We start from the raw sequence: 12,291 nt of genomic DNA on the forward strand, positions 1-12,291 counted from the left end.
GGGCAGAATTGTCCCCATGGCCGCCTACGTCGCCGGAAAAGGTGACTTCAACCGCGACACCAACTACATCACCACCCGGGTCACCGCCGACGGACGCGACGGGTATCCGGTGGAGCCCGGCCGGTACCGGCTCATCGTCGCCCGCGCTTGCCCGTGGGCGAACCGCGCCATCATCGTCCGCCGCTTGCTCGGCTTGGAAAGCGCTCTCTCCATTGGGTTTTGCGGACCCACCCACGACGAACGCAGCTGGACGTTCGACCTCGATCTCGGCGGCGTCGACCCCGTGCTGCAAATCCCGCGGCTACAGGACGCGTACTTCAAGCGCTTCCCCGACTATCCGAAGGGCATCACCGTTCCGGCGATCGTCGACATCCCGTCCGGCGCGGTGGTCACCAACGACTTCGCACAGATCACGCTGGATTTCTCGACGGAATGGACCGCCTACCACCGCGACGGCGCACCGGAGCTCTACCCCGAGCGGCTGCGCGACGAGATCGACGAGGTGAACAAGCGCGTCTACACCGAGATCAACAACGGCGTGTACCGATGCGGCTTCGCCGGATCGCAAGAGGCCTACGACGCGGCCTACGACCGGCTGTTCGCCGCGCTGGATTGGGTGAGCGACCGCCTGACCGGCCAGCGATATCTGGTGGGCGACACCATAACCGAGGCCGACGTGCGGTTGTTCACCACGCTGGCCCGGTTTGATCCGGTCTATCACGGACATTTCAAGTGCAACCGCAGCAAGCTGAGCGAGCTGCCGGTGTTGTGGGCGTATGCGCGCGACCTGTTCCAGACGCCGGGGTTCGGTGACACCGTCGACTTCGTCCAGATCAAGCAGCACTATTACATCGTGCACGCCGACATCAACCCCACCGGCATTGTGCCCAAGGGGCCGGACCTGACGGGCTGGCTGTCTCCGCATGGCCGGGATTCCTTGGGCGGCAGGCCATTCGGCGATGGGACCCCGCCCGGGCCGCCGGTCGAAGGGGAGCGGGTGCCCGCCGGGCACGGGGCCTGATCAACTCGACGCTCGGCGACCAGGGCCGGTCAGGGTCACGAATACGTCAGTCGCACTGACCATTCCGCGTGCGGGACATCGCGCAGTTCGCCGGCTGGGTCCATCACCAGCGTCAGCAACTGCACGACGATCCCGACTACGCGCCCACGGTGTGGGTCGACAGGGGGGACGGTGACCGCGAACCGGGTGTTCGGGCGAAAGATGGTGCTGGTGGTGTTGGTCGGGTCCTCGTACACCTGCAAGAGCCGCCACGGCGCCCGGTAGATCGCGTCGGGCACCGAGAGCTGTACGGGATAGCGCTCGCTGACCTTCAGTTCGCCCTGGGTTTGCGGTGTGTCACAGTCGTCGAGGTTGAGCACGTTGCAGTACAGATAGGGCCCCACCCTGGCGAGGTGACCGTGCGAATAGGCGCTGATCTCCGGGCGCTGCGGACCCGATGGGCGCACCAGCAGCCAGGTGCCGACGCCGACGGCCGCACACAACACAGTCATCACGCCGGCGAGCAGCACGGCCACACCGCGTTTCACTCGGGCACCACCGCCGGGCTGCCGCGCCGCGCGCCCTCCTGCTCGACCATGACGGGCCGGTTGCCGCCGAGCCCGGGGATCAGCGAATTCCCTTGAAAGCTGACGAGTGTCTGCGCCAACCCGAGGATGAGCAGCGCCGTGACGACGGTGAAGCCGATCCACAGCTCGGTGTAGACCAAGACGCCCACCGCGCCACCCAGCACCCAGGCCAGCTGCAGGGTCGACTCCGAACGCCCGAATCCCGAGGCCCGCGATTCCTCGGGCAAGTCGTTCTGCAACGAGGCGTCCAGCGAGGCCTTTGCGATCGCGCTGGAGCCCGACGTGACCAGGGTGGCGAGTACGGCCGCCGCCAGGGTGCCCGCCCCCGAGGCAGCCAGCGCGACCGCCGAGACCGCGAGCGTGCAGCGCACCACCAACACGGCCGGCCGGCCCAGTTGCAGGCGCGCGGCCGCGAAGTTACCGGCGAAATTACCGATGCCGGCCGCCGCGCCGATCATCCCGAGCATGCCCAGCTGGACCCAGCCGTTGGCCTGGTGCGCCTTGGCGACAAACGCCGGGTACAAGAACAGGAAGCCGACCATGACCTTGATGGTGCAGTTGCCCCACAATGACGTAATGATGTTGCGGCCCAGCGGTTGTCGCAGCGTCCCGCCGACCTTTTTGACCTCGTCGGGCCAGCGTCGCCGTTGCGGCTCGCTGTCCTGGCGGTAGCTCAGGGTGGCTGGCACCTCGCCCGCCGTCACCTCGACCCAGCGCGGGATCCGCATGGACAGCAAGGCGCCCGTGACGGTGACCGCGATGACGACGAACAGCGCGCCGGGCAACTTGAACAGGTGAGTGCAGGCGAACTCGACGCCGGCCGCGACGGCACCGCCGGCGATGGTGCCGCCGAGGAGGCCGAAGACGGTCAGCCGGGAGTTCACCCGCACCAGGTCGATCGTCGGCGGCATGACCCGCGGGGTCACCGCGCTGCGCAGCACGCTGAACGATTTGGAGAACACCATCATGGCCAGCGCGCAAGGGTAGAGCACCCACGACGGGTAGCTGCCGGTGGCACCGTCGTAGTTCATGATCAGCACCAGCGCCAACGCGGTGCGCAGGGCGAACGACGCGGCGAGTGCGACGCGCCGGCCGTGCTGCAGCCGGTCCAGCGCCGGGCCGATGAGCGGCGCGATGACCGCGAACGGCGCGATGGTGATCAGCAGATACAACGCGACCCGGCCCTTGCTCTCCCCGGTGGCCGCCGCGAAGAACAGCGTGTTTGCCAGCGCCACCGCCATCGCGGCGTCCACCGCGAAGTTGGCCACCACCGGCCACGTCAACGCGGTCAGACCGGACTTGTCGGCGCCGTCGGCGGTGGCGGCGCGTTGCACCATCCAGTACATCCGCGAACCCATCTCACGGCTGCGCAGCGCGGCGGCGCGCGTGACGGTGATCCGCTCACCGGTCGGCGTACCGCGCGGCGGTGTGCTGTCGCGGCGCTCCGGCTCAGGCTGCTCGCCGATGGGCGGCAGGTAGCGATTGGCGCTCGGCATCGGCGGTGGCCGGCGTGGTCGGCGGTGATCGCCCTCATCGGCGGGGTAGTTGGCCGTGCCCGGATGCTGGTGGGCGGCCCCGTTGCGAGGCCGACGACCCGGATTCGAGGCCACGCGGCCCTGATCGTCACGCCGCCGTCCAGACACGTCCTGATTCTCCCTCATGCCGACGACATGCGTCTGCAGGTAACGGGGCGTGGCTCGCCAACCTAGTATTGGAAACGCAATGCAGGAAGGGGACAGCGTGACGGGGCCCATCGAGGAATCCGCCGTGGCGACCGTGGCCGAGTGGCCCGAGGGGTTGGCGGCCGTGCTTACGGGCGCGGTGGACCAGGCCAGGGCTGCGGCCGTGGAGTTCAGCGGGGCCGACGCCGTCGGCGACTACCTGGGCGTCAGCTACGAGGACCCCGCCGCGGCCACCCACCGGTTTCTTGCGCATCTGCACGGCTATCAGGGCTGGCAGTGGGCCGTCGTCGTCGCCGCCCACCCCGGTGCCGACCACGCCACCGTGAGCGAAGTGGTGCTGATTCCCGGACCGACCGCGTTGCTGGCCCCGCAGTGGGTGCCCTGGGACCAGCGGGTGCGCCCGGGAGACCTGAGCCCCGGGGACCTGCTGGCCCCGGTGGCCGACGACCCGCGGTTGGTCCCCGGCTACACCGCCAGCGGCGACCCCCAGGTCGACGAGACCGCCGCCGAGATCGGGCTGGGACGGCGCTGGGTGATGAGCGGCTGGGGCCGTGCCGAGGCGGCCGAGCGGTGGCACACGGGCGACCACGGGCCCGACTCGCCGATGGCCCGCTCCACGAAGCGGGTGTGCCGCGACTGTGGATTCTTCCTGCCGCTGGCGGGCTCGCTCGGCGCGATGTTCGGGGTCTGCGGCAACGAACTGTCGGCTGACGGGCAGGTGGTCGACAAGCAGTACGGTTGCGGCGCGCATTCGGACACCCCGGCTCCGGCGGGGACGGGTTCGCCCATGTACGAGCCGTACGACGACGGTGTGCTCGACGTCGTGGAGGCGCCGCCCGAGGCGGCCGAGCCGGCCGAGACGCTCGATTCCTCCGAGACGCCCGAGATTCCCGAGTCAGCCGAATCGCAGATGCCCGAGACCGAACCGGACAGCGGTCCGGAGGTCGAACCGGAGTTGTCGGCATCCGCGCCCGAGACCTCGGTGGCCCACGCCGACACGACGGAGTCCGATGCCCCCGAGGGCGGGCCGGTGCAGCCCGAGGTGGATTAGCTCTTTTCGGCCGCGGCCTTGATCCTGGCCAACGAGGCGTTCATGCCCTCGAGCAACTCGCGCTCGAAGTTGGTGGTCCCACCGAACAGTCCATTGACCGACAGGTTCGAGAACGCGGTCACGCCGTTCTCCGCGTGACGGCTCTCGATCACCCGGGTGCCCCCGTCGATGGGTTGCAGCTCGTAGCTCCAGATCGTGTGGTTGGTGTCGACGCGAAACGCCAGCTTGGTCTCGGGAATGACCTCGACGACCGTGCACGTGGTGGGCCAGAACATCCGGTTGCGGCGATTGATGTTGAGGCTGCGCATGCCCTGGCGCAGCGGGCCGAAGGTCTTCATCCAACGGCACTGGGGGCTCCACTGCGGCATCCGCCGAAGATCCGAGACCAACCCCCAAACGGTGGAAACCGGTGCGTCAATATCGATTTGCGCTTGCAGTAGCGGAGCTACCATCGATCCTCCCGGGTTATAGGTGCGAGAACTAGCCGTGGTCGAGATAGTTGTCGAGTCCGGTCTGCGCGCCGCGATCGCCGCGGCGCGCCCCCGCGAGCTGTAACACGAAGATGCTCGTGCCCAGCACGCCCACCCCGAGCCCGGCCAGCGTCAGCGGACGCCAACTCTGCAGCGCCGGGACAAGAAATGCGGCGGCCGTCGCGACCAGCCAGCCGAGCGCGCCGAGGCCGATGAAGGGCCACGCGTTGAGCAGTGCGGGTGGCAGGGGCGGCGCCTCGCGGTTCTCGCCGGATTCCTCGGACATCGCGATTAACATAGCCCCCGCCGGTGCGGGCCGTCCTTCCACCCGCCCGGGCACAAGGTCGCCGAAATGCCTGGGCAGCGCGGGTTACCCGGCCACGCAAGCGGTTCGGCGAACGTCGGCCCACGTGGTCTTGAGGACCAAAGCCCGTCGTTCACCGGTTCGTATCCCGATTTCCTGAGGTTCCGTGTAACCTCGCGCCATGCCTGACAGCGATGCGCGGCTGGCGAGCGACCTGTCGCTGGCGGTCATGCGGCTGGCCCGCCAACTCCGGTTCCGAAACCCGTCGTCGCCGGTGTCGTTGTCGCAGCTGTCGGCGCTGGCGATGCTGGCCAACGAGGGCCCGATGACGCCCGGCGCGCTGGCTATCCGCGAGCGGGTCCGTCCGCCATCGATGACCCGGGTGATCGCGTCGCTGGCCGACATGGGCCTGGTGGACCGCGCCCCCCATCCCGTCGACGGCCGCCAGGTGCTGGTCTCGGTTTCCCAGTCCGGCGCCGAGCTGGTCAAGGCGACCCGACGGGCCCGTCAGGAGTGGCTGGCCAAACGGCTGGCGTCGCTGGACGACGAGCAGCGTGACACCCTGCGCCACGCGGCTGACCTGATGTTGGCCCTGGTCGACGAAAGCCCGTGAGCGATGGAATCGATGGCCTCAACGTCCAGGATCTCGACGACCCCGACGACCCGCGGCTCGACGACTTCCGCGACCTGAACAGCGTCGATCGCCGTCCCGATCTGCCGTCCGGCAAAGGCCTGGTGATTGCCGAGGGGGTGCTGGTCGTCCAGCGCATGCTCGCCTCCAGGTTCACCCCGCACGCGCTGCTGGGGACCGAGCGCCGGCTCGCCGAGCTCGCCGACGACCTGGCGGGCAATGCCGTGCCGTTCTACTGCACCTCCGCCGACGTCATGGCGCAGGTGGTGGGCTTCCACCTCAATCGTGGGGTGCTGGCGGCCGCCCGCCGGGTGCCGGAACCCGGCGTGGCCGAACTGGTCGCGCGCGCCCGGACCGTCGCGGTGCTCGAGGGCGTCAACGACCACGAGAACCTGGGCGCGATCTTCCGCAACGCCGCCGGGCTGGGCGTCGACGCGGTGGTGTTCGGCAGCGGCTGCGCCGACCCGCTCTACCGCCGCGCGGTCCGGGTGTCCATGGGGCACGCCTTGCTCGTCCCGTACGCGCGAGCGATGGACTGGCCCGCCGAACTGACGATGTTGAAAGAGAACGGATTTCGGTTGCTGGCGATGACACCGCACAGCGACGCCCGCACCCTGGCGGAGGCCATGGCGGCCGCGCGCGACGAACGCGTCGCGGTGATCGTGGGTGCCGAGGGGCCGGGCCTGACGCCGGCGACCCTGCGGAGAAGCGATGTGCGCGTGCGCATCCCGATGTCGCGCGGGACGGACTCCCTCAACGTGGCCACCGCGGCCGCCTTGGCGTTCTACGAACGGGTTAGGCTCGGCGGGTGACCAACGATTCCGCGCCCTGGGCAACGGGTTTGACGGTCGCCGGCTTCGTCGCCGCCGTGACCGGCGCCGCCATCGTGGTGCTGAGTCTGGGCCTCATCCGGGTGCATCCGCTGCTTGCGGTCGGGCTCAACGTCGTCGCGGCCGGCGGGCTGGCGCCGACGCTGTGGGGTTGGCGGCACAAGCCGGTGCTGCGCTGGTTCCTGCTGGGCGCGGGGATCGGTGTCACGGGAGCGTGGCTGACGTTGCTCGCCCTGACGGTGGCGGGTTAGCCGGTACGGGGGCGGCGGGTCGCCTAGCGCTGCCCGCCAGAGCGAACCCCGAGCAGCACATCCTCCCAAGCCGGAATGACGGGCTTACCGCGTCGAGTATGTACCGGGGGCTCCTGGGGCGCGGGCTCCTCTTGCGGAGCGGCGGCGGGCTTCGCCGGCTCCTCGAAGTCGACGTGGGCGACCCGCGCGAGCGGGCGCAGCGGACGGTCGAAGTTCGGGTCGACCAACTCCTTGGCCGCGTCGTCGATGGCGGTGACTGTGCCGCCGTGGGCGCCGGGGGCGAAGCAGAAGTGCGCGATGTTGTCCGACCGGCCGGCCTTCCAGGCCAGCTGCACGGTCCAGCGGCTGTCTTCGTTGCGCCAGGCGTCCCAGCTGAGCCGGTCCGGTTCCAGGCCGCGCGTCACCAGGGCGGCGCTCACGGTCTCCAGCAGGGTGAGCACCGCGGGGCCGTCGGCGAGCACCGGGTGCGCGGCGGTTGCCAACTCAGCGGCCCGAGCGCGTTCCAGCAGCACCGGGTGCGCGAATCGGCGGACCCGCGAAACGTCGGAGCCCGACGCCGCGGCGACTTGTTCGACGGACGCGCCGGCGCGGATCTTGGCCTGAATCTCTCTGGGGCTCAGCATGTTGGTGACCTGAATGTCGAGCTGCGGTTGCTCCGGCGGCGCGATGTCGCCGCGCACGGCTGCCTTCAGTTGATCGTCGACCGCGAGCTTGAAGGGCTCGGCGGGATCGCCGGCCTCGCAGATGATGTGTTTGCCGCCGGCATCGACCCCAACCATTTTGAGTTCCCGCATGGTTTCTCCTCGCAGGCTCCGTGCAGGTCGACGGACCCGTCTTTTGCGCACTCTAGTGCAGCTGACGCCCGCAACCTGTGCTGACACGCTGGGCGGTTGCGCGTGGATTGCGTGGGGGTTACAGCCGCTCGACGACCCAGTCGACGCATTGCGTCAGGGCGCTGACGTCATCGGGGTCGACCGCCGGGAACATCCCGACCCGCAGCTGGTTGCGGCCGAGTTTGCGGTACGGCTCGACGTCGACGATGCCGTTCGCCCGCAGGATCTTGGCGACGGCAGCGGCGTCTACGTCGTCGACGAAGTCGACGGTGCCGACCACCTGGGACCGCAAGGCGGGGTCGGTGACGAACGGAGTGGTGTACGGCCGCTCCTGCGCCCAGGAGTACAACCGCTGCGACGAGTCGGCCGTGCGCTTGACGGCCCAGTCCAGCCCGCCGTTGCCGAGCATCCAGTCGATCTGCTCGGCCATCAGAGCCAGGGTGCCGACCGCCGGGGTGTTGTACGTCTGGTTCTTCAGGCTGTTGTCCACCGCGATGGGCAGCGACAGGAAGTCGGGAACCCAGCGGCCCGACGCGGCAATGGACTCCACCCGCGCGAGTGCGGCGGGGCTCATGATGGCCAACCACAGGCCGCCGTCACTGGCGAAATTCTTCTGCGGCGAGAAGTAATAGGCGTCGGTCTGGGCGATGTCGACCGGCAGGCCGCCCGCACCGGAGGTGGCGTCGATGACGACCAGGGCGTCGCCGGAGTCGGCCGGACGCCGAATGGGCACCGCCACCCCGGTCGACGTCTCGTTGTGCGCCCAGGCGATCACATCGACCGAGGGATCGCTCTGCGGTTCGGGTGCGCTGCCGGCGTCCGCCTTGACGATGATCGGGTCGCCGACGAACGGGTTGTTGGCGACCGCCGAGGCGAACTTGGCGCTGAACTCGCCGAAGGACAGGTGCAGTGAGCGCTTGTCGATCAGCCCGAACGCCGCGGCATCCCAGAACGCCGTCGCGCCGCCGTTGCCCAGGATGACCTCATAGCCGTCCGGCACGGAGAACAGCTCGGTCAGCCCCGTCCGCACCCGGCCCACCAGATTCTTCACCGGGGCTTGCCGGTGCGAAGTGCCGAACAGCGGGGCCGCGCTGGTCGTCAGCGCCTGCAACTGTTCGGGCCGGACCTTGGAAGGGCCGCATCCGAAGCGGCCGTCGCGGGGTTTGATGTCAGCGGGAACCTCGAGCTGGTCAGCCATGCTCATCAGGGTAGTGAGCCGATGTGACCGGCGACGCAGCGGTCCGGCGGCGCACGCCCGTGACCCGCGCAAAACACCTGGCCGCGCCCCGTGGTGCTTCGCGCGCTGTGAGGCAGGGCACACCATGCGCCTGACCACTGGTCAGCCCACAGCGGCGGATCGGGGTCTAGAAGATATCCGGTACCTGCGGTACTGTCTGGACACAGCACGTCCAAATGTAAACCTCGTTGGGGAGGCTTGGATATGGCCAGGACACGCATGGTTCGGCGTTGGCGCCGCAATATGGAGGTGCGCGACGACACTGAGTACGTCAACACGCTTGCCACACTGTCCGAGGGGTCGGTGCGGAGAAACTTCAACCCCTACACCGACATCGACTGGGACGCACCGGAATTCGCCGTCACGGAGAACGACCCGCGGTGGGTACTGCCGGCCACCGACCCGTTGGGGCGCCATCCCTGGTATTTATCGCAGCCCGAAGAGCGCAAGATCAAGATTGGGATGTGGCGCCAGGCCAACGTCGCCAAGGTCGGGCTGCACTTCGAGTCGATTCTGATCCGCGGCCTGATGAACTACACGTTCTGGGTGCCGAACGGCTCCCCGGAATACCGGTACTGCCTGCACGAATCGGTCGAAGAGTGCAACCACACCATGATGTTCCAGGAGATGGTGAACCGCGTCGGCGCGGACGTGCCGGGTATGCCGCGGACGCTCAAGTGGCTCTCGCCGCTGGTTCCGCTGGTGGCCGGCCCGCTGCCGGTGGCGTTCTTCATCGGGGTGCTCGCCGGCGAGGAGCCGATCGACCACACGCAGAAAAACATTCTGCGCGAAGGGAAATCGCTGCACCCGATCATGGAACGGGTGATGGCCATTCACGTGGCCGAGGAAGCGCGACACATTTCGTTTGCCCACGAGTTCCTGCGCAGGCGGGTGCCGCAGCTGACCAAGCGGCAGAAGTTCTGGACGGCCCTGTACCTGCCGTTGACGATGAAGGTCCTGTGCCGGGCCATCGTGGTGCCGCCCAAGGCGTTCTGGCAGGAGTTCGACATCCCGCGCGAGGTCAAGAAGGAGCTCTTCTTCCGGTCGCCGGAATCACGAAAGTGGTTGAGTGACATGTTCGCCGACGTCCGGATGCTGGCACACGACACCGGCTTGATGGAGACGCGGTCTGCCCGGCTCATGTGGCGGCTCTGCAAGATCGACGGCAAGCCGTCGCGCTACCGCAGCGAGCCGCAGCGCCGGCACCTGGCCGCGGCGCCGGCCGCCTAGGACCGCGCGGGTAATAGCCTATGCCGCACGTTATTACCCAGTCGTGCTGTAACGACGGGTCCTGCGTTTTCGCGTGCCCGGTGAACTGCATTCACCCCACGCCCGACGAGCCCGGCTTCGCCACCTCGGAGATGCTCTACATCGATCCGGTGGCCTGCGTGGACTGCGGCGCGTGTGTGAGCGCCTGCCCCGTGGGCGCGATCGCTCCGGACACCCGGCTGGACACCAAGCAGTTGCCGTTCGTCGAGATCAACGCGTCGTTCTATCCCGAGCGGCCGCCGGGTGAGAAGTTGCCGCCGACGTCGAAGTTGGCGCCGGTGATTCCGGCCGCCCAGGTGCGCGCCCGACGCCAGCCGCTGACCGTGGCCATCGTGGGATCCGGGCCTGCGGCGATGTATGCCGCCGACGAGCTGCTCACCCAGGATGGGGTGCGGGTCAACGTCTTTGAGAAGCTGCCCACCCCGTACGGGCTGGTGCGCGCCGGGGTGGCGCCCGATCACCAGAACACCAAGCGGGTCACCCGGCTGTTCGACCGGGTCGTCGGTCATCGCCGCTTCCGCTTCTACCTCAACGTCGAGGTCGGCAGGCACTTGAGTCACGCCGATCTGCTGGCCCACCACCACGCCGTGGTGTATGCCGTCGGCGCTCCCGACGACCGCCGCCTGCAGATCGAGGGCATGGGCCTGCCGGGCACCGGGACCGCCACCGAACTCGTCGCGTGGATCAACGGCCATCCCGACTTTGCCGAGCTGCCAGTCGATCTCGGCCATGACCGGGTGGTGATCATCGGCAACGGAAACGTCGCATTGGACGTGGCGCGCGTGCTCACCGCGGATCCGGACGACCTGGCCCGCACCGACATCTCCGACCGCGCGTTGGCGGCGCTTCGCGCATCCGCGGTCCGCGAGGTGGTGGTGGCCGCCCGCCGGGGCCCCGCCCAGTCGGCGTTCACCCTGCCCGAGCTGATCGGTCTCACGACCTCATCCGACGTCGTGCTCAGCGCGGCCGACCACGAGCTGGTGGCGGCCGACCTCGCCGCCGTCACGGACGGCTTGAGCAAGCGCAAGCTGGAGATCCTGAGCTCGCTCGGTGACGATTCGGCACCAACCCACAACGGTGGGCGGCCGCGAATCCGGCTGGCCTATCAGCTCACCCCGAATCGCGTGCTGGGCGAACAACGCGCCACGGGCGTTCAGTTCGCCGTCACCGGCACCGACGACCTGTGTGACCTCAGCGCGGGACTGGTCCTGACGTCAATTGGGTACCGCGGCAAGCCCATCCGCGACCTGCCGTTCGACGAGTCGGTGGCCGTCGTCCCCAACGACGGCGGCCGTGTCGTCGATCCCGGCTCGGGGGCGCCGGTGCCGGGGGCCTACGTCGCGGGCTGGATCAAGCGGGGACCGAGCGGGTTCATCGGCACCAACAAATCCTGTTCGCTGCAGACCGTGCACGCCCTGGTGGCGGATTTCAACGCGGGCAGGCTGAGCGACCCGGTGGCGAAACCCGAGGCGCTGGCCGAGCTGGTGCGGGTCCGGCAGCCCGACGCCGTCGATGCCCACGGGTGGCGGGCCATCGACGCCGCCGAGGTCGCCCGCGGCGGCGCCGACGGTCGCCCGCGCAGCAAGTTCACCGACGTCGCCGGCATGCTCGCCGCCGCTGCCGCCGCCGGGCCGGCGCCGGCGCCGCGACGCGGGCTGCTGGACCGGCTGCTCGGCTAACTCGCGCCCTGCCCCGCCATCGCGGCCTGGAGCTCGTCATAACCGACCTCGCGGACCGGCTGTCCCATCGACCAGTGGTGGCCGAACGGGTCGGCCACCACGCCGTAGCGGTCGCCCCAGAACTGATCGTCCAACGGCGCCACCACGGTGGCGCCCGCGTCCAGCGCGCGCTGGAACTTCGCGTCGACGTCGGTCACGGTCAGGTGGATCGTCACCGGGGTGCCGCCCAGTGACGTGGGCGTCATCGACTTGCCGCCGCACATCTCCGGGAAATCGTCGTTGAGCATGACCATAAAGCCGTTGATGCGCAGCGCGGCGTGGACCAGCTTTCCGTCGGGGCGAGGCACCCGCCCGATCTCCTCGGCGCCGAATGCCTTGACGTAGAAGTCGATCGCAGCGGCCGCGTCATCCACCACCAGGTGCGGGGACAGGGCCGGTTCGAAGTTGATCGCCATCGTGGTTCTCCT

Annotated in this window: 13 protein-coding genes and 1 pseudogene; 7 read left to right on the forward strand and 7 right to left on the reverse strand. The window is 69.0% G+C overall.

What is annotated here, in order from left to right; translation table 11 throughout:
• Nucleotides 1–16 precede the first annotated feature (16 nt).
• The gene (locus tag C1737_RS23785) at nucleotides 17–1,021 is read left to right on the forward strand and encodes a glutathione S-transferase family protein (protein WP_102419621.1); all 1,005 of its coding nucleotides are present in this window, start codon (nucleotides 17–19) and stop codon (nucleotides 1,019–1,021) included.
• Nucleotides 1,022–1,056: 35 nt separating this feature from the next.
• On the opposite strand, the gene C1737_RS23790 is transcribed toward C1737_RS23785, so the two are convergent.
• Nucleotides 1,057–1,548: a DUF2771 domain-containing protein gene (locus tag C1737_RS23790; protein WP_102419622.1), complete on the reverse strand. Its 492-nt coding sequence runs from the start codon at nucleotides 1,546–1,548 to the stop codon at nucleotides 1,057–1,059.
• Nucleotides 1,545–3,197, reverse strand: coding sequence for an MFS transporter (locus C1737_RS23795; RefSeq protein ID WP_102420094.1), 1,653 nt, complete (start codon nucleotides 3,195–3,197; stop codon nucleotides 1,545–1,547). The genes C1737_RS23790 and C1737_RS23795 overlap by 4 nt, the downstream gene beginning before the upstream one ends.
• Before the next feature lie 130 nt (nucleotides 3,198–3,327).
• Between C1737_RS23795 and C1737_RS23800 the strand changes: the two are divergent.
• Nucleotides 3,328–4,113 (forward strand): annotated as a pseudogene (locus C1737_RS23800) (DUF3027 domain-containing protein); the annotation flags it as partial.
• 203 nt (nucleotides 4,114–4,316) lie between these two features.
• Here C1737_RS23800 and C1737_RS23805 read toward each other — a convergent pair.
• On the reverse strand, nucleotides 4,317–4,772 hold the full coding sequence (locus tag C1737_RS23805) for an SRPBCC family protein (RefSeq protein WP_067926116.1): 456 nt from the start codon (nucleotides 4,770–4,772) through the stop codon (nucleotides 4,317–4,319).
• Nucleotides 4,773–4,800: 28 nt separating this feature from the next.
• The gene (locus C1737_RS23810; RefSeq protein ID WP_067926114.1) at nucleotides 4,801–5,076 is read right to left on the reverse strand and encodes a DUF2530 domain-containing protein; all 276 of its coding nucleotides are present in this window, start codon (nucleotides 5,074–5,076) and stop codon (nucleotides 4,801–4,803) included.
• A 199-nt stretch (nucleotides 5,077–5,275) separates the two neighbouring features.
• Here C1737_RS23810 and C1737_RS23815 point away from each other — a divergent pair, with 199 nt between their 5' ends.
• The 3 genes from C1737_RS23815 to C1737_RS23825 are packed head-to-tail and all read left to right on the forward strand — an operon-like array spanning nucleotide 5,276 to nucleotide 6,806.
• A complete protein-coding gene (locus tag C1737_RS23815) occupies nucleotides 5,276–5,707 on the forward strand; it encodes a MarR family transcriptional regulator (protein WP_102419624.1) in 432 nt (143 codons plus the stop codon).
• Entirely contained in the window at nucleotides 5,704–6,537 is an 834-nt protein-coding gene (locus C1737_RS23820) for an RNA methyltransferase (protein WP_102419625.1), read from the forward strand. Before C1737_RS23815 ends, C1737_RS23820 begins: the two co-directional genes overlap by 4 nt.
• Nucleotides 6,534–6,806 (forward strand): DUF2537 domain-containing protein, encoded by a 273-nt coding sequence (locus C1737_RS23825; protein ID WP_102419626.1) that lies wholly within the window; start codon nucleotides 6,534–6,536, stop codon nucleotides 6,804–6,806. Before C1737_RS23820 ends, C1737_RS23825 begins: the two co-directional genes overlap by 4 nt.
• Nucleotides 6,807–6,829: 23 nt before the next feature.
• Here the strand turns inward: C1737_RS23825 and sepH are convergent, their stop codons facing one another.
• Entirely contained in the window at nucleotides 6,830–7,600 is a 771-nt protein-coding gene (gene sepH, locus C1737_RS23830) for a septation protein SepH (protein WP_102419627.1), read from the reverse strand.
• Between the two features lie 118 nt (nucleotides 7,601–7,718).
• Entirely contained in the window at nucleotides 7,719–8,837 is a 1,119-nt protein-coding gene (gene serC / locus C1737_RS23835) for a phosphoserine transaminase (RefSeq protein ID WP_067926153.1), read from the reverse strand.
• 243 nt (nucleotides 8,838–9,080) lie between these two features.
• Between serC and C1737_RS23840 the strand changes: the two genes are divergently transcribed.
• Nucleotides 9,081–10,106, forward strand: a complete 1,026-nt coding sequence (locus C1737_RS23840) for a diiron oxygenase (protein WP_067926100.1) — start codon at nucleotides 9,081–9,083, stop codon at nucleotides 10,104–10,106.
• Between the two features lie 20 nt (nucleotides 10,107–10,126).
• Complete coding sequence (locus C1737_RS23845) at nucleotides 10,127–11,824, forward strand: FAD-dependent oxidoreductase (RefSeq protein ID WP_102419628.1); 1,698 nt, start codon at nucleotides 10,127–10,129, stop codon at nucleotides 11,822–11,824.
• Here the strand turns inward: C1737_RS23845 and C1737_RS23850 are convergent.
• A complete protein-coding gene (locus C1737_RS23850) occupies nucleotides 11,821–12,279 on the reverse strand; it encodes a VOC family protein (protein WP_068095548.1) in 459 nt (152 codons plus the stop codon). The genes C1737_RS23845 and C1737_RS23850 overlap by 4 nt on opposite strands.
• Nucleotides 12,280–12,291 lie beyond the last annotated feature (12 nt).

This window comes from Mycobacterium sp. 4858, from assembly GCF_900240975.1.
In the GTDB taxonomy this organism is placed as follows: Bacteria; Actinomycetota; Actinomycetes; order Mycobacteriales; family Mycobacteriaceae; genus Mycobacterium.